This window comes from Leucobacter shiyiweii, assembly GCF_052446065.1.
In the GTDB taxonomy this organism is placed as follows: domain Bacteria; phylum Actinomycetota; class Actinomycetes; order Actinomycetales; family Microbacteriaceae; genus Leucobacter.
Genome location: NZ_CM127080.1, coordinates 1,426,222 through 1,442,324, shown reverse-complemented (window position 1 = coordinate 1,442,324; position 16,103 = coordinate 1,426,222). Strand labels below are relative to the sequence as shown.

At 63.4% G+C, this 16,103-nt stretch carries 15 protein-coding genes; 8 read left to right on the top strand and 7 right to left on the bottom strand.

All coding sequences use genetic code 11. From position 1 onward, the window contains the following. Positions 1–32 precede the first annotated feature (32 nt). Positions 33–203, top strand: coding sequence for a DUF3117 domain-containing protein (locus tag ACTNFJ_RS06680; protein WP_433647283.1), 171 nt, complete (start codon positions 33–35; stop codon positions 201–203). Between the two features lie 67 nt (positions 204–270). Here the strand turns inward: ACTNFJ_RS06680 and ACTNFJ_RS06675 are convergent, their stop codons facing one another. Further along, on the bottom strand, positions 271–903 hold the full coding sequence (locus tag ACTNFJ_RS06675; protein WP_435905628.1) for an O-methyltransferase: 633 nt from the start codon (positions 901–903) through the stop codon (positions 271–273). Positions 904–1,024: 121 nt separating this feature from the next. Here ACTNFJ_RS06675 and ACTNFJ_RS06670 point away from each other — a divergent pair, with 121 nt between their 5' ends. Both ACTNFJ_RS06670 and ACTNFJ_RS06665 read left to right on the top strand, forming a co-directional pair. Next, the gene (locus ACTNFJ_RS06670; protein ID WP_435905627.1) at positions 1,025–1,495 is read left to right on the top strand and encodes a twin-arginine translocase TatA/TatE family subunit; all 471 of its coding nucleotides are present in this window, start codon (positions 1,025–1,027) and stop codon (positions 1,493–1,495) included. After that, entirely contained in the window at positions 1,492–3,237 is a 1,746-nt protein-coding gene (locus ACTNFJ_RS06665; protein WP_435905626.1) for a putative bifunctional diguanylate cyclase/phosphodiesterase, read from the top strand. The genes ACTNFJ_RS06670 and ACTNFJ_RS06665 overlap by 4 nt, the downstream gene beginning before the upstream one ends. 8 nt (positions 3,238–3,245) lie before the next feature. On the opposite strand, the gene ACTNFJ_RS06660 is transcribed toward ACTNFJ_RS06665, so the two are convergent. Genes ACTNFJ_RS06660 through ACTNFJ_RS06650 form a run of 3 tightly spaced genes read right to left on the bottom strand, consistent with a single transcriptional unit; the run spans position 3,246 to position 6,320 of the window. After that, a complete protein-coding gene (locus ACTNFJ_RS06660) occupies positions 3,246–4,430 on the bottom strand; it encodes an Mrp/NBP35 family ATP-binding protein (protein ID WP_435905625.1) in 1,185 nt (394 codons plus the stop codon). After that, on the bottom strand, positions 4,414–5,064 hold the full coding sequence (locus ACTNFJ_RS06655; RefSeq protein ID WP_435905624.1) for a DUF1003 domain-containing protein: 651 nt from the start codon (positions 5,062–5,064) through the stop codon (positions 4,414–4,416). Before ACTNFJ_RS06655 ends, ACTNFJ_RS06660 begins: the two co-directional genes overlap by 17 nt. Then, positions 5,061–6,320 (bottom strand): magnesium transporter MgtE N-terminal domain-containing protein, encoded by a 1,260-nt coding sequence (locus ACTNFJ_RS06650; protein WP_435905623.1) that lies wholly within the window; start codon positions 6,318–6,320, stop codon positions 5,061–5,063. The genes ACTNFJ_RS06655 and ACTNFJ_RS06650 overlap by 4 nt, the downstream gene beginning before the upstream one ends. 195 nt (positions 6,321–6,515) lie before the next feature. Between ACTNFJ_RS06650 and ACTNFJ_RS06645 the strand changes: the two genes are divergently transcribed. Then, positions 6,516–8,393 carry an HNH endonuclease signature motif containing protein gene (locus ACTNFJ_RS06645; protein WP_435905622.1) on the top strand — a complete coding sequence of 626 codons (1,878 nt, stop codon included), beginning with the start codon at positions 6,516–6,518 and terminating at the stop codon, positions 8,391–8,393. A 91-nt stretch (positions 8,394–8,484) separates the two neighbouring features. Further along, positions 8,485–8,970 (top strand): YflT domain-containing protein, encoded by a 486-nt coding sequence (locus ACTNFJ_RS06640; RefSeq protein ID WP_435905621.1) that lies wholly within the window; start codon positions 8,485–8,487, stop codon positions 8,968–8,970. 34 nt (positions 8,971–9,004) lie between these two features. Here ACTNFJ_RS06640 and ACTNFJ_RS06635 read toward each other — a convergent pair whose 3' ends face one another. Both ACTNFJ_RS06635 and ACTNFJ_RS06630 read right to left on the bottom strand, forming a co-directional pair. Then, on the bottom strand, positions 9,005–9,352 hold the full coding sequence (locus ACTNFJ_RS06635; RefSeq protein WP_435905620.1) for a histone-like nucleoid-structuring protein Lsr2: 348 nt from the start codon (positions 9,350–9,352) through the stop codon (positions 9,005–9,007). A gap of 442 nt (positions 9,353–9,794) precedes the next feature. After that, positions 9,795–11,345, bottom strand: a complete 1,551-nt coding sequence (locus tag ACTNFJ_RS06630; RefSeq protein WP_435905619.1) for an aminopeptidase P family protein — start codon at positions 11,343–11,345, stop codon at positions 9,795–9,797. Positions 11,346–11,402: 57 nt separating this feature from the next. Between ACTNFJ_RS06630 and ACTNFJ_RS06625 the strand changes: the two genes are divergently transcribed. Next, on the top strand, positions 11,403–12,275 hold the full coding sequence (locus ACTNFJ_RS06625; RefSeq protein ID WP_435905618.1) for a PHP domain-containing protein: 873 nt from the start codon (positions 11,403–11,405) through the stop codon (positions 12,273–12,275). Between the two features lie 88 nt (positions 12,276–12,363). Here ACTNFJ_RS06625 and ACTNFJ_RS06620 read toward each other — a convergent pair whose 3' ends face one another. Further along, positions 12,364–13,950 (bottom strand): DEAD/DEAH box helicase, encoded by a 1,587-nt coding sequence (locus tag ACTNFJ_RS06620; protein WP_435905617.1) that lies wholly within the window; start codon positions 13,948–13,950, stop codon positions 12,364–12,366. 165 nt (positions 13,951–14,115) lie between these two features. On the opposite strand from ACTNFJ_RS06620, the gene ACTNFJ_RS06615 reads away from it, so the two are divergent. Both ACTNFJ_RS06615 and ACTNFJ_RS06610 read left to right on the top strand, forming a co-directional pair. Further along, positions 14,116–14,835, top strand: coding sequence for a ferritin-like fold-containing protein (locus ACTNFJ_RS06615; protein WP_435905616.1), 720 nt, complete (start codon positions 14,116–14,118; stop codon positions 14,833–14,835). Positions 14,836–14,853: 18 nt separating this feature from the next. After that, complete coding sequence (locus tag ACTNFJ_RS06610) at positions 14,854–16,101, top strand: methyltransferase domain-containing protein (RefSeq protein ID WP_435905838.1); 1,248 nt, start codon at positions 14,854–14,856, stop codon at positions 16,099–16,101. Positions 16,102–16,103 lie beyond the last annotated feature (2 nt).

Genomic DNA, 16,103 nt, shown 5'->3' with positions numbered 1-16,103 from the left:
TTGAGATACCGACGCACAAGCAAGGAGATGCAATGGCGGCAATGAAACCGAGGACCGGCGATGGCCCGATGGAAGCGGTTCGAGAAAGTCGTGTAATCGTAGTTCGGGTTCCGCTCGAGGGCGGCGGCCGTTTGGTAGTTTCTGTCAATGATGCAGAGGCGAAGGAGTTGCGCGACGTGCTTTCTGCCGTCGTCGACGGCTAGCACCAACACCCCGATATGCACGAAACCCCCGCCCGAGTATGGGCGGGGGTTTCGTTATTTCTTCGTCTCACACCTCGAGCCGCGTGAGCATCAGTAGCCCGTCGCCGGCGGGCGAGAGCACCGTGGCGATGGCGGGCGACTCACCCACAGTGGTGAGAAGGTCGCGCATGTTCTGAGCCACCTCGTCGCGAGCGGCGGGGTCGGTTACCTGGCCGTGGGCGAAGGCATTCGGAACCAACACGGTGCCGCCGGGGCGCACGATCTGCAGCGCATGTTCGAAGCAATCGAGAAGATTCGCGGCGTCTGCGTCGACGAGCACCAGGTCGTAGGAGCCGAGGTTGAGTCGGGGGAGCACCTGCAGTGCGTCCCCCTGGATGAGGCGCAGGTGGGCCGAGGGGATCCCGGCCTCGGCAAACACTGTGCGGGCTTGGCGCAAATGCTCGGCCTCGATCTCAATCGAGGTCAGTGTGGCCTCGGGAACGAACCGCAAGAGTGACAGGCCGCTGAGCCCCACACCAGTGCCCACCTCGCAGATGGCGCGCGCGCGGGTGGCCGCAGCCAGGCCCGACAGCTGAGCGGCCACCGCGCGGCTCACCGGCTCGACGCCGATCTCGAGCGACAGTCGACGCGCACGTACCTGAGCCTCCGACTCATTGGGATACTGCTCGGCATACTGCCAGTTACGTTCGAGGCGACTCACTGTTCCTCCGTGATCAGGTGTTCGGGCGCGAATGCCTCTACGTTACCTCTCGCACTGACGCGGAGTATGGCGGCGCGCGGCCAAGTCGGTTTGGACGGCTTGGCTGCACTACTATTGCTGCATGGGCTTGACGATCGACAAGATCCTGGTGATCCTGGTGATCGCCATGTTCGTGTTGGGTCCAGAGCGTTTGCCCATGTATGCGAAGAAACTCGGAGAGCTGGTACGCAGTGTCAAGCGCATGGCCGATGGCGCGAAGGATCGGCTTCGCGACGAGATGGGCCCCGAGTTTGACGAGGTCGACTGGAAGCAGCTCGACCCTCGGCAGTATGACCCCAGACGCATCATTCGCGACGCGCTGCTCGAAGACGAAAAAGAAGCCCAGGCTGAGGCCAGGCGCAGCCGCGCCGCACAGGCCAGCCAGACCCGTCGGATTGGCGGAGGGCCAAGCGCAGCCGGGGCAGACGCCGCTGCTGCGGAGGGCGCAACCGCAGCTGCTGGCACCGCAGCCGCAGTCGCTGGACTTGGTGCAGCGATGGCACACACAGACGAACCAGGCGGAATCGTTTACTTTGACGAGGAAGCTACGTGACCACTGAAACAAAACTCGATCCCGAAATACTGGCGAACGAGTCGATTTCGCGTGTGCTCAAAGAGAACGCCTCGCTCCAGCGAACCCTCAAAGATCTGGGCTCTGCGGTCGACGCGCACTCGATCGTCGCGATTACAGACCGCCGAGGCATCATTCTTGAGGCGAACAGCAAATTCGTCGAGCTCTCGAAGTTCACTCGTGAGGAGCTCATCGGGGCACCCCAGAACATCGTGAACTCGGGCCATCACCCGCGTGAGTTCTGGAAAGAGATGTGGGCGACCATCGGCCGCGGCGAGGTATGGCAACGCGAGCTGTGCAATCGCGCGAAGGACGGCAGCGAGTACTGGGTAGCGACCACGATCGTTCCAATGCTCGATGAGCGCGGCAGGCCCGAACGGTACATCGCGTTGCGCACCGACACCACCAAACTGCACGCGGCCAGCAGGCGTATGCGTGAATTGGCCTACCGTGATCCACTGACCGGTCTGCTGAACCGCACCGCGATGCTTGAACGCTTGAACGAGTGCACAGCGGATCGCTCGAACGGGTATCGAGCATTCGTCACGGTGGCGCTCGAAGACCTCGGGGTCTTGAATGATGCATTCGGGTATCCCGAGGGCGATCGGCTGCTGCTGCACACCGCTGAACGGCTGATTGGCATGCAGCCGCGACCCGCCGAGGTTGCACGCATCGACAATTCGGTGTTCGCCCTGATTTTTGATGAGCTGGGTAAGGATCGTTTCGAAGCCGAAGGGCAGGCGATGATTCTCGCCGAACAGGTCGTGTTTGAGGTGGGCACCACGATTCGACTCGATCTCGGTTTCTCGCTCGAGCCGGCCGTTCGGGTGGGTTTCGCTCTCTGCGGCGGCGGAGGGAGCCGGAGCGGCGAAGAGGTCTACCAACAGGCGGAGATCGCTCGGCGGCGCGTCTCGATGTCGCGAGGCACCCATCAGCCCAGCAAGTTTGAGCCCGAGATGGTGGAGGAAATCCGCGAGCGAACGAAGATGCTGCTTGAGCTCCGTCACGCCGTGGCGCACGACGAACTGCGACTCTTTATTCAACCCATTGTTGATATTGCGGGAACCGTCGAGGGCTACGAGGCATTGGTGCGCTGGCAGCATCCCGAACGCGGGCTCGTGCCGCCCGGCGATTTCATTCCGTTGGCCGAACAGTCGGGCTTGATCGTTGACCTCGGCACCTGGGTCTTAGACGAGGCGTGCCGGATCCTGGGCGAGTGGGCTCGGAGCGCGCCCCAGCAGCATCTCACGCTGTCGGTGAACGTGAGCGAACGGCAGTTGAACCCCCGCAATTTCCCCGATTCCGTGCGCGCGGCCCTCGCCCGGCATGGCGCGCCAGCATCGCGACTCAAGGTTGAGGTGACCGAGAGTCTCATGCACGACGATATCGAGCGCTCCATACAGGTGCTTGATGAGCTGCGCGAGACAGGGGTGCAGGTCGCCCTCGATGACTTTGGCACTGGGCACTCCTCGCTCAGCTACCTGGTGCGGTTGCCGGTCGACCAGTTGAAGATCGATCGCTCCTTCGTGCTGCCCATCACCGAAGACAGTAACGGTGCGGCGATCGTGCAGGCCATCGTGGAGCTAGCTCACGTGATGCAGCTGAAGGTTGTGGTTGAGGGTGTCGAGACCCGTGAGCAGTTTCTCCTGCTCCGCGAACTCGGTGTTGACTCGTTTCAGGGCTACCTGTTTGGCCGCCCTGCGCCGCTCGGCTGCGACTCTTAAAGGGTGGATCAGCGCGCGTCGCGCACTGACACGCCGAGTGGCTTACCCGCGAGCCCGCGGCCCTGTGCCGCAAGTGCCCCGGCGATGCGGTTGAGTTCACGCGCCGCGGCATCGTGCGGCAGGGCAAGCACCGCAGGCTGACCGGCATCTCCGGATGCGCGAAACTCAGGGCTGAGCGGGATGCTGCCGAGCAGCGGCACGACACCGTGCTCGTCGGAGCTGAGGCGATCCGCCACGAGCTCGCCACCGCCGGTGCCAAACAGGTCGAGCACTGTGCCGTCTGGCTGTGCGAGTCCGGCCATGTTCTCGATCACGCCGATCACCCGCTGGCCGGTCTGCCGTGCAACAAGAGCGCTGCGAACTGCCACGTCGGCCGCGGCCTCCTGCGGTGTTGTGACGACGAGTACCTCAGCCTGAGGCAACAACTGACCCACGCTGATCGCCACGTCGCCGGTGCCGGGTGGCAGGTCGAGCAGCAATACGTCGAGGTCGCCAAACCAAACGTCGCGTAAAAACTGCTCGATGGTGCGGTGTAGCATGGGGCCGCGCCACGACACGGCGGTTTGTCGGGGGTCGGCATCGCCAAGAAACATTCCGATCGAGATGACCTTCACGCCGTGGGCGACGGGAGGAAGAATGAGGTCGTCGACGCGAGTGGGCTGCACCATGCTTCCGCCGTGACTCAGGCCCATGAGGCCCGGCATCGAGAAGCCAAAGACGTCGGCATCGATGAGACCCACGGAGAGCCCACGCGCCGCGAGCGCGGTCGCGAGCGAAACGGTGACTGATGACTTGCCGACGCCGCCCTTGCCGCTCGTGACGGTGATCACCCGGGTGAGCGAGGAGGGGCCGAACTGCGATACACGCTGCGTGCGTGAGCCGCGCACGCGTTCCGTGAACTCTGCGCGCTCAGTCGGTGACATTACGTCGACACCGATACGTGCGCCAGTGACTCCCGGCGCCGACAGGGTCGCAGCTTCCGTCTCAGCCCGGATGCGTTGCGCGGCCGGGCACCCGGCGATCGTCAGTGAGATATCTACGGAGGCGTGACCAGCGTCGTTAACCGCAACCGCGCGCACCATGCCGAGGTCGGTGATGGGGCGAAGGATCTCCGGGTCTCTGACGGAGTCCAGCGCCCGCCAGACGGCCTGCTCGGTGACGCTTGCCGACGAGCGGTCAGCTGCGCGTGTCATTGGCTTCTGTGTCGGGCTTAACGGCGTGAGGGCGGTCGGGATGCTCTGACACTGGGAAGCTGCTCTCTGAGGGCTCATCTCCGTGCGCGGGATATTCGGTCGTTGCTTCTTGGCGATTCAGTTCACGCTCGAGTTCGAGGTCAGCCAGGAGCGCCCGGAGCTCGGCGCGCAGGAAGTCGCGGTCGGGCAGATCTTTGAGGGCGATCCGCAATGCGACAACCTCGCGGGCCAAGAACTCGGTGTCGGCGAGATTGCGTTCGGCCCGCTGCCGATCCTGTTCGATCTGCACTCGGTCTCGGTCGTCTTGTCGGTTCTGCGCAAGCAGGATCATCGGGGCGGCGTAGGAAGCCTGGAGAGAGAGGATGAGCGTCAGAGCGGTGAAACCGAGCGCCGCGGAGTCGAAGCGCAGTTGCTCTGGCGCGATCGTGTTCCATGCGAGCCACGCCATTGCGAAGATGGTGAGGCCGAGGAGGAACCACGGGGTGCCCATGCCACGGGCGATTCCCTCGGTCCAGCGACCAAACCGCTCGTTGCCCCCTCCGTCGCCCCGTCGAAACAGGCCGAAGCGGCGTTCGGTGCGACGCGTTGGGATGGTCGGAGAGTCCATCGCCGTCTGGCGCTTTGCGGGGTTCATCGGTGCGCTCCAGGCAGGGGCGTTTCGTCAACCGCGTGCCGCCAGTCATCGGGAAGGAGGTGATCGAGCACGTCGTCGATGGTCACGACGCCGACCAGTCGTTGTTGATCGTCAACGACTGGCAGTGCGACCAAGTCGTAGCTGGCGAGACGCCGGGCGACTTCGGCGGCGCTCGCGTGCACGGAAACCGCCTCGATCTCGGTGTCGATGAGCGCCGACAAGCGCTCGTGCGGCGGGTAGCGAAGCATGCGCTGGAAGTGGGCCATGCCAACGTATTCGCCGGTCGGGGTCTCGTATGGCGGAAGCGTTACGAAGACCGCGGAAGCCATCGCTGGGGGAATTTCGGTGCGGCGAATCATCGCGAGGCCTTCGGCGACGCTCGACTCCGCAGACAAGACGATGGGCGACGGGCTCATGAGGCCGCCAGCGGTGTCGGCGTGATACTCGAGAAGCCGACGCACGTCTTCGGCTTCCTCGGGCTCCATGAGCTCAAGAAGTTCCTCGCCCTGAGCTGCGGGAAGCGCGGCGATGAGGTCGGCTGCGTCATCAGCCTCCATCTCATCGAGCACGTCGGCAGCGCGGTGATTCGAAACCTGCCCGAGGATCGCCACCTGGTCGGTCTCGGTCATCTCCTCGAGGGCGTCGGCAACTCGGTTGTCTGGCAACTCACTCACGACCTCAAGCATGCGGGCATTTGGAAGCTCGAGGAGCGCCTCTGCGAGGTCAGCGGGTTTCAGATCTACCAGGGTCTGAATCAGAGACTCCGCCGACTGAGCGTTCGGTGAGTCTGTCGGGAGTCGCAAGTCGGCCCAGCGCACGATGCGAGAATCGCCACGGGCGAAGGGTGCCGACGGCTTGGGAAGTCGAACAAACACCTCGGATACGATCCACTCGCCCGAGCGTGTGCGATCGATCGCCGCGTCTTCGATCGTGGCGACGCCGGTGAGCTCAGCCAAGTGAACCTCGCGCCCCATCATTTCGGCGATCATGCGCGTCTCGCCGCGACGCTGCTCAAAGCGGCGCACGTTGATGAGTCCGGTCGCGATGATTTGCCCTGCGCCGATCGAGGTGATGCGTCCAATCGGCACAAACACGCGGCGTTTGCCGGGGATCTCGACGATAAGCCCGACAACCCGCGGGGCCGCTGCTGCCCGATAAACCACGAGTACGTCGCGAACCTTGCCAATACGGTCGCCGACGGGGTCGAACACGCCGCGGCCGGCGAGTCGACGCACGAAAATACGCGAACTGCTCACATGTCAAGACTAGCCGTGTTGTTCGGTCGACTCATTGGAATACGACACTGTGAGCTGTGAAGCTGGTACCGGCAAGCACCAGCGGTAAGTACCTTGCTCTTTGTAGGGTGCCTAATGAGGATTCGGGCGAATCTTTGGATCCAGGCTGGGCGCTAACGAGTCGTGAATGTCAGTAGTGCCTGGTTGACTGTACATATGTTCGAAGACGATCCCACTCGCGGCGAAGCCGGGTCGGTTGGCCTGGCCAGTTCGGCGCCTGTTGGTGCTGCTGCTGGTGGTCTGGGCGTTGCGGGCACGGGGGATTCGCTCGGTGGTGGTGCACCCGCGTCTCGGGTGCGATTTGTTTCTACAGATGCCGCCGGCGGACCGGGTGATGTCGGTGTCACTGGTGAAACACCTATTGAGGGCGCGGGTGGGGGTCGAGGCGGGCGTTGGAAGGTTGGCGGGCCTGGCTTGATCCACGATTATGATTTGGCGTTACTTGCCGGGTATCGCGATGACTGGGTGGCGGCGACCAAACGCAAGGCCGAGGCTGAGGCTGATCAGGCGCGGGCGCTCGCGAAGATCGTGGCGTTGTCGCAGCACGTGCGCGAGGAGGTGGTGCCGGCTGCTTCGGATTCGCACGATGTGGTGTTGCGGTCGTTCGTTGCGGAGTGCGCAACTCGGGTGCATGTGAGTGACCGTGCGTTGCTTGAGCAGTGTGCGCAGGCGTGGAACCTTGCGACCCGGTTCCCGAGTGTGTTGACGGCGTTGGGAGCTGGGCAGGTCACCACGGCGCATGTGCGCGCGATCGTAGCTGCGGGGTCGGCGCTCCCGGGTGGGGCTGAGGGGGCGTCGGCGCGGGCCTGGTTTGAGGCGCGGGCGTTGGAACTCGCCACGGAGCTCACTCCGGGGAGGTTGCGAACGAAACTGCGTAGCGTCGCGGAATCGCTGAACCCGGTCTCGCTCGACGTGCGTCACGAGCAGGCAGTCGCGTGTCGGCGGGTGTGGGTGCGGGAACTGGACGACGGGATGGCGGAAGTCGGGGCGGAAGTGTCCGCGGTGCTGGCCTATGGCATTTTCGATCGACTTTCAAAAGGTGCACGCGCTACGAAACGGGCGATCGGCGCGACAGGTGCCGCTGACCCGGGTGCCGATACGCGGGGGATGGATCAGCTCCGCGCCGACATCTTCGCCGATTTGCTGCTCACTGGCGTGACCGGGAATCCGTGTGAGGACGCGGGGCAGAACTGTGCCAGCTTTGCCGGTGGTGCCGGTGGTGCCGGTGGTGGTGCCGGTGGCGGTGGCGGTGGCGGTGGCGACGCTGCCGAAGCCTGCGCTGAGGTTGCTCACGCGACCGGGAGCGTAGGTGCCGGTCGCGTGGGCGCCGGGGGAGCGGGCCGCGCGTGGCGGGCTCCAACCCATCGAAGCGGAATTCACGGCATCACCCCCACGATCACACTGCTGCTACCGACCGGGGAAGGCGCTGAACACGCCACCCTCTCCGGGTATGGGCCGATCGACGGGGTCACCGCAAGACAGCTCTCCGCGATCGCGCCCGGATGGAACCGGGTGGGGTTGAACGAAGACGGCGGGGTGACGGGCACCGACCGCTACCGGCTCACGGAGGCGATGCGGCGCACGCTCGAGGCCCGCGACCAGCACTGCCGGTTCCCCGGGTGCCGCATGCCGACCCACTACTGCGATGTCGATCACACCGTCGAGTGGATGAACGGTGGGGAGACTCGACTTGAAAATCAGGCGTTCCTGTGCCGGCGCCACCACGCGCTGAAACACCCGGATCTGTTAGACACAGCACGTTGGTCGGTGCGGCAAGAGAGTGGCGGCACCCTGATCTGGACGAGCCCGCTGGGGGTTGATCACGCTGATCGTCCCGAGTTCTACTACACCGGGCAATCGTCATCGTCATCGTCATCGTCCTCGCCATCGGAATCGCAACCGAAATCGCCACCAGAACCGCAACCAGCGCCAGATCAGGGGAGCACTGTGCCACCTGACCGTGCCGGGCGATTTCCGAGGCCAGACCAGGGGAGCACTGCGCCACCTGGAGGGTCTCGGAATCCGGACGATTAGCGGTTTCGACTGCTTAGCTCGAGTCTCACTGGTAGGCAGGGAATGTCGTGGCTACGACGAAATTACGGATCAATCATGGGAGAATCGCCGCATGAGCAATTCAAGCCCCGGCGCAATGCGCCGCCTGCCGCAGATGCCCGAACTGCCCAAAGGTGAGGTCGTCTCCACCTATGACCACTATGCCGATGCTATGCATGCGGTTGATCGTCTCGCGCGCGCAAACTTCCCCGTCAATGAGGTGTCGATTCTTGGCAACGACGTGCGCAGCGTTGAACGTGTGACTGGAAAGCTCACGTACGCTCGTGTTGCTCTGATGGGAGCCCTATCCGGTGCATATTTGGGTCTCTTTCTCGGACTGTTGCTATTCATCTTTCAGCCAGAGAATTCCGCGATATTCGGAGTCTTTATATCGGCAATAGCAATTGGTGCCGGATTTGGCATGCTGTTCGGCGTGCTGTCATATGCTATGAATCGAAATAGAAGAGACTTTTCGTCAGTTATGCAATTTGTGGCTACAAGATATGACCTAATTGCCACGCCCGGTCTCGTGCAACAGGCCCGAGAAATTCTCGCCTAGCCAGTGGCGCTCGAACCTGTCGTGGAGTAACTGCCTAGTGCGCGGTCTCGTACTGAGCGATGAGCGCAGCGGGAATGCGGCCCCGGTCAGATACCTCCAGGCCCTGCGCGCGCAGCCAGGTACGCATCGCCTTGACATTTGAAGTTCCCCCCGTGCCGACTCGCGCACTTGCGCGCGATGCGGAACGTGGAGTGTTTCCTGTTTTGCGCGCGACCACGAGATAAGGCGACAAAGCCTCCCGCATTTCCTTGACGTGTTCGTCGGTGAGATCGATTTCGTAGTTCACGCCCTCAAACGAGAACTTCACAGTACCGCCGGCGCCGGCGGCAATTTCGGTTCCGTCAATATCGTCGACCAGTATTTCAGTAATGCGTTTTGCCATGAGATGTCCTTGCAATTTCAGTCATGCGTGATGAATTCCCGACATATGTTGCATTCGACTCAGAAGAAATGAAGCCAAATGGGGAGAGTAACAAGAAGTATAAGTGACATGGGAATTGAGCGCACAAATCCCACGAAGGCGGGTAATTCGGGAAGTCGCGTTAATGCAGGCTCACCTGTATTCGCTCTCGAAATACAAGTGCGATTATGATCGCTATCGAAATCCCACTCATTCCCGAATGTGCCGGTGCATTCGGCTGCTGCCCCTGCTGCAGGGATGATTTCTCCGACGCGTCGCGTCGTCCTGACGCCCGCACCCCACGCGGTGCTTTGTGGGCTGCCGCCGTGGGCGGCACTGCGGGCTACTCCGACGCGTCGCGTCGTCCTGACGCCCGCACCCCACGCGGTGCTTTGTGGGCTGCCGCCGTGGGCGGCACTGCAGGCTACTCCGACGCGTCGCGTCGTCCTGACGCCCGCACCCATTGCTCGACAGCTTCCGGGGTGCGAGGAATCGCCGCTGACAGGTTGATGCATCCGTCTTCAGTAACGAGGATGTCATCTTCGATGCGCACTCCGATGCCGCGATACTCATAGGGCGCAGTGAGATCATCGGGTTGGAAATAGAGCCCGGGTTCAATGGTGAACACCATTCCAGCCTCTACAACGCCGTCGAGGTACATCTCGCGCCTCGCCTGGGCGCAATCGTGTACGTCTAGCCCGAGATGGTGGCTCGTTCCGTGAACCATGTAGCGACGATGGTAGGGCGTGGTATCACCCTGAGAGGCAGCGGGCAGCAAGCCCCACTCGCGGGTCTTCCGTTCAATAACGCGCATCGCTGCGTCGTGCACATCACCGAAGCGGATCCCAGGCCTCACGATCGCTCGAGCCGCGTCTGCAGCTTCAAGCACTGCCTCGTAGACTCGACGCTGCACTTCGGTGAAGGTGCCCGAGATAGGCACCGTGCGAGTAATATCGGCGGTGTACAGACTGTCGAGCTCAACGCCGGCGTCAAGCAAGAGTAGTTCGCCGTCGCGCACGTCGCCGTCGTTACGCACCCAGTGCAACGTGCAGGCGTGGTCGCCTGCCGCCGCAATCGTCTCGTAGCCTACGGTGTTGCCGTCGAGCCTCGCGCGCTGGTTGAAGACCCCCTCAACCACGCGTTCTCCGCGGGGCGTTCGCGCGGCCTCGCCGAGCGCGCCGAGCACATCATCAAAGCCGCGGGCGGTCGCGTCAACGGCCGATCGCAACTCGCTCACCTCAAACTCATCCTTCACAAGTCGCATTTCAGACGTGACGCGCGCGAGCTCGGTGTCACTGAGTGTGCGGTCCCCGTCGGCCGCCGCGAAGGAATCGAGCGGTGCAGTTCGGATGCCGAGATCAGCCGCCACCTGAGAAAGCGATGGGCGATCACCGATCCAGAACTCGCCGATTTCGGAGTTCGCGAAAAACTCATCTGAGTCGCGGCCGGCGCTCTCGCGAAAGTACAGAGTCGCCACGTGCGTTTCGGCGGATCCACCATCAACGTCAGATGCAACTCCACGGTCGACCAGTGTCTCGACCACAGGCTCGACCGCAGGCTCCACCACAGGCTTGATGCCGGGCTCGGCGCCCGGCATTCCCACCGGGTCGAGCACAAGTATCGCGCCGGGTTCTGCGTCGCTGCCCCATCCCGTCAGATGAGCGAATGCGCTGTGGGCGCGGAACGGGTAGAACGTATCGTTCGAGCGTTGCTTCATAACTCCCGCTGCGATGACGAGCCGCTCTCCGACGAACTGGGCACCGAGAGCCGCGCGACGCCTCGCCGCGAATGCTGCCGCCGGCCGTGCGGAGGGGAGCGGTTGGTCGCGCTCGGCCCAGCCTGACATCACGTAGTGGAGAAACCCATCACCGCTAGGAGTGGTGCTACGACTGCTGTTGTCGATCTCAGCTTCGTGGGTGGCCAATTCGTGGGTGGCCAATTCGTGCGTGCCCGCTTCGGTCTCGCTGTAAGTCATGCCTTCCATTCTTTCACCGGTCGCTGATGCGTCGCCCAGAGACAATACGATGGGAGGATGAGCATTCGGCTGCAGACTGACGGTTCTTCGTCGGAGCTTCTGCGTTTCGACCTGCACACCCATTCCGTTCACTCCGACGGCACGACGACTCCGAGCGAGATTTCGCAGCTCGCCGCGTCGCTGGGACTCGCTGGTTTTGCCCTTACCGACCACGACACCACGGAGGGCTGGGAAGAGGCACGCGCCGCGGCAAGCGCTGCGGGTCTAGCGTTTCTGCCGGGCATGGAGATTACCACGCTGCACGAGGGGCGATCCACTCACCTGTTGGCTTATGGGCTTGACCCGAGTCACGAGGATCTGAATATCGCGCTCGCACGGGTGCGTGAGTCGCGGGTTGGTCGCGCGCGAGAGATGGTGCGTCGCCTCGGCGTTGACTACGACATCGTCTGGGAAACGGTGAACGCCGAAGGTTCAGCGCGCACCGTGGGTCGACCGCACATCGCCGACGCGCTCGTCACTGCGGGCTACTTCGCAGACCGCACTGCCGCCTTTGCCGACGTGCTGCGTCCGGGCTCGCCGTACTACTTGCCGACGTACGCGATCGACACAGTTGAGGCGATTCGCATGGTGCGCGATGCCGGCGGAGTCGCCGTGCTCGCCCACCCAGCTGCGGGCCGGCACCGCCGGGCGGTTGATCTTTCGGCGCTCGCGACCCTGGTCGATGCCGGATTGTGGGGCATCGAACTCGATCACCCTGAGAATCGAAGCGAGTGGATCCCGGTGCTTGCAGAATTTGCCGATGCGCACGGGTTGCAAGTCACAGGTGCGAGCGATTACCACGGGGCAGGGAAGGCCAATTTGCTCGGCGAGCATACGAGCTCGGCAGCGATCTGGGAGGCGATTCGCGGCCAGGTCGCGGTGCCCAGCTAGCACCGAGGGGCTCCCGAGGCCGAAACCTCGAGAGCCCCTCGTGCCTCATTGGTGCTGAGTCAGAACTTACTCTGCGCTTACCCTGCGCTTACTCTGCGGAGTTCGGTGAGACCTGAGCCTCGCCTGCGCCGCCCGCAGATCCCTCGCCGGTTCCCGTGTTCCGGCGGCGACGCCTGCGTCTCCGGGCCGATGTCGAGGTGCCCTCGCCCAACGCGATGGCTTGGATCGCTTCGCGATCCGCGCCCGGCTCGCCGGTACCTTCGCTGTCATGCCCGTGACCCTCGTGGCTGTGCGCCTCATGACGCCCGCGCCCCTTTGGGTTTGCGCTGCGGGTGCGGCTGCGGGTGCGGCTGGATGAGCCCGATCCACCATCTGCTGAACTCGCTGAATCGTCTGAACCGCCGCGAGCTGATCCGCCGCGAGCTGAACCGCTGCGAGTCGACCCACCGCGACCTTGGTCGCCGCGAGGTGCGCGCTCCTTGATGGGCGTTGCTTTGAGTCGCCCCTTGGTGCCCTCGGGAATCTTCAGTTCCTCCATAAAGTGGGGGGAAGAGGAATAGGTTTCGCGGGGTTCGGGGATGCCGAACTCGAGCGCGTTGTTGATGAGCGCCCACTTGTGCATGTCGTCCCAGTCGACGAAGGTGACCGCGATACCGGTGCGCCCGGCCCGCCCGGTGCGCCCGACTCGGTGCAGATAGGCCTTCTCGTCCTCGGGAACGGTGTGATTAATCACGTGCGTGACGTCGTCGACGTCGATACCGCGGGCTGCGACGTCGGTGGCGATCAGGATCTCTTTCTTGCCCGCCTTGAACGAAGCCATTGCGCGCTCGCGCTGCTCCTGATTCAGGTCGCCGTGCACGCTCACCGCAGCGAAGCCGCGATCGGTAAGCTCTTCCTGCAGTCGCGCGGCGGCACGCTTGGTGCGCATGAAGATGACAGTCTTGCCGCGACCTTCGGCCTGCAGGATACGCCCGATGATTTCGTCTTTATCCAGCGAGTGCGCGCGATAAATGATGTGCTCAATGTTCGCCTGCATCTGCCCCTCATCGGGGTCAGTCGCGCGAATGTGAATCGGATTGCTCATGAAGCGGCGAGCTAGCGCCACGATCGTGCCCGGCATCGTGGCCGAGAAGAGCATGGTGTGACGCACCGGCGGAGTCTGCGCGAAGAGCTTTTCGATGTCAGCGAGAAAGCCGAGGTCGAGCATTTTGTCGGCCTCATCGAGCACCATCTCGCGCACGTTCTTGAGGTCGAGGATGCGCTGGCCGGCGAGGTCGAGCAGTCGACCAGGGGTGCCGACGACGACCTGTGCGCCGTCTTTCAGTTGGTCGATCTGGCCCTCATACGCCTTGCCGCCGTAAATCGGCACAATCTTGGTTGCGCGGCCCTTGGCTGCCAGCTCGAGGTCTTCGAAAACCTGCACCGCGAGCTCGCGTGTCGGTACGACCACGAGAGCCTGCACGCCGGGCCCGGGCGCATGACCCAGGCGCTGCAGCAAGGGGAGGCCAAATCCGAAGGTCTTGCCGGTGCCTGTCTTGGCCTGGCCGATGATGTCTTGGCCCGAGAGCGCAAGAGGAATGGTTTCAACTTGAATGGGAAACGCGTCGATGATGCCGGAAGACGCGAGAGCGTCGACCAGGTCTTGTTCGACGCCGAGTTCAGAGAACGTGGTCACGTGAGATCCTGTCGGTAGAGCTGTGCTACGCGCTGACTGAGCCCTACGCGTAGCGCGCCGCTGCTCCTCGGCAGTGGCGCCAAATGACGTGCAGGCGAGAGAAAGAGTCGTCTGCTTGGCCCAGTCTATGCGGTGGGTGCCTGCGAGCGCCGGTACACTGGCCAAGTGTTCGAGTGGATCAAGGGACTGCGCAAGCCGAAGGTGCCCGCGCGCTTGTCAGGCATGCGAAATGGCGATGTCGAGGCAGTGCGCGTTGAACTCGCGGAATTCGCCCCCGGAATTCTGCCGTTTCTCGGCCTGACCGCCTACCTGCAGCTCGAGCTCTACGAGGCCTCGGCCACAGCAGTCGCCGGTGCACCCAACCTGCAAGCTAAAGAGGTGCTCGCCCGCGTCGCCGGGGTGAGCCTACACAAACACCAGAAACTCACCGATGAACTGCGCCGCCGCGAGCATGAGCCGCACAAAGTGATGACACCGTTCACCGAGGTCATCGATAGCTACATCGACCGCATTGAGGTGCGTGACTGGCACCAACACGTGCTCTCGATATACCTCGTGGGCGGGCTGTTCGATGGGTTCTTCGCGGCGCTCGCCGGAGGCCTGAAAGACAGCTATCGCTCCGACGCCGTGTCGATTCTGCGCGATTCCACTGGACGTGATGAGCTGGCCGAGCTGCTCTCCGCTGAGATCGCTGCGGATCCCACGATCGCCCACCGACTTTCGCTCTGGGGCCGCAGGCTGGTCGGAGACACGCTTCTCGTCTCGCGCGCGGTGCTTACGCTGAGTGAAAAACGCGAGTTCGTGGCGAGTGAGGTCGAGCCGGTCTTCACCGAGCTGATCGCTGAACACACCAGGCGCATGGACAGCCTGGGTCTGACCGCTTAGGTGTCCGCGACCGAGGGCATGCCGGTGGCAATTTCCGGGGCGGATCAGCCGCAGCTGCAGTGCCGCTACTTCCGGGCAAATGAGTGTCGTTCCTGTTCGCTCATCGGAACTCCGTATGCGCAGCAAATTGCCGACAAATTCGAGCGTTCCCGCGCACTGCTACCTTCGGTTCCGGCCGGGGCTTGGCTTGAGCCAGTTTCAGGCGGCGACCGCGGGTTTCGCAATCGCGCCAAGCTTGTGGTGGGTGGCCGTCGAGGGAAGGTGACGCTCGGCATCCTGGGGCCGGACGGCCAGGGAGTTGACCTGCGGGAGTGTGCGATCCAATCTCCTGGTATCGCCTCAGAGCTTCCGGCGCTCGCCGGGTTGCTGAACGTTCTCGGCATCGAACCCTACGATGTGCCCGCGCGACGCGGTGAGCTGAAGTTTGTGCACGTCACGGAGGCGCCAGCTGATTCACTGGCGAATGGTGGCGGCGAACTGATGCTGCGGTTCGTCGTGCGAAGCGAGCAGGGCCTATCGCTGCTGCGCTCGGCGCTCGCCTCGATTCGCCGAGCCGTGCCTCGGGCTGCTGTCATCTCAGTAAATCTCTTGCCCGAGCACAAAGCGGTGCTTGAGGGGGAACGAGAGGAAATGCTTCTCGGGAGCTCGCTGCCGATGCGGCTCGGGGGAATCACTCTGCACCTCCAACCTCGGAGCTTCTTCCAGACGAATACGGCCGTGGCACGTGCGCTCTACGCGCAGGTCGCCGTGTGGATAAATGACGTTGCCCCAATCTCGGTCTGGGACCTGTACTGCGGAGTCGGCGGCTTCGCGTTGCACTGCGCGGAGGCAGGTGCAGGTGCAGGTGCAGGTGCAAGTGTGGATTCGGGTGCGAGTGCTGGCGTCAGCTCGGTGGCCGGTCGCGACGTGATTGGCGTCGAACTGAGCTCTGCTGCGGTGAGTGCCGCAACTCGATCCGCACAGGAGGCTGGCGTTCGCGCGCGGTTCGAGGCCAGTGATGCGACCGCATTTGCGCTCGCCGCGGATCCGGACGACCTACCCGAAGCACTCATCGTGAACCCACCCAGACGCGGCATTGGGCAGGAGCTCGCGGCGTGGATCGAGGGCTCGGGCATGCCACACGTGGTCTACTCCAGCTGCAACCCTGAGAGCCTTGCACGCGACCTTGCAGCGATGCCGTCGTACGCAGTGCAGCAAGCGCAGGTGTTTGACATGTTCCCTCATACCCGGCATGTTGAGGTCGCATGCCTGCTCAAAAGACGATAGGA

Excerpts from the sequence above, each read along its gene's own strand:
- ACTNFJ_RS06680 (WP_433647283.1), top strand. The coding sequence starts at position 33 with ATGGCGGCAATGAAACCGAGGACCGGCGATGGCCCGATGGAAGCGGTT.
- ACTNFJ_RS06670 (WP_435905627.1), top strand. The coding sequence starts at position 1,025 with ATGGGCTTGACGATCGACAAGATCCTGGTGATCCTGGTGATCGCCATG.
- ACTNFJ_RS06660 (WP_435905625.1), bottom strand. The coding sequence starts at position 4,430 with ATGACACGCGCAGCTGACCGCTCGTCGGCAAGCGTCACCGAGCAGGCC.
- ACTNFJ_RS06655 (WP_435905624.1), bottom strand. The coding sequence starts at position 5,064 with ATGAACCCCGCAAAGCGCCAGACGGCGATGGACTCTCCGACCATCCCA.
- ACTNFJ_RS06645 (WP_435905622.1), top strand. The coding sequence starts at position 6,516 with ATGTTCGAAGACGATCCCACTCGCGGCGAAGCCGGGTCGGTTGGCCTG.
- ACTNFJ_RS06640 (WP_435905621.1), top strand. The coding sequence starts at position 8,485 with ATGAGCAATTCAAGCCCCGGCGCAATGCGCCGCCTGCCGCAGATGCCC.
- ACTNFJ_RS06635 (WP_435905620.1), bottom strand. The coding sequence starts at position 9,352 with ATGGCAAAACGCATTACTGAAATACTGGTCGACGATATTGACGGAACC.
- ACTNFJ_RS06630 (WP_435905619.1), bottom strand. The coding sequence starts at position 11,345 with ATGACTTACAGCGAGACCGAAGCGGGCACGCACGAATTGGCCACCCAC.
- ACTNFJ_RS06625 (WP_435905618.1), top strand. The coding sequence starts at position 11,403 with ATGAGCATTCGGCTGCAGACTGACGGTTCTTCGTCGGAGCTTCTGCGT.
- ACTNFJ_RS06610 (WP_435905838.1), top strand. The coding sequence starts at position 14,854 with ATGCCGGTGGCAATTTCCGGGGCGGATCAGCCGCAGCTGCAGTGCCGC.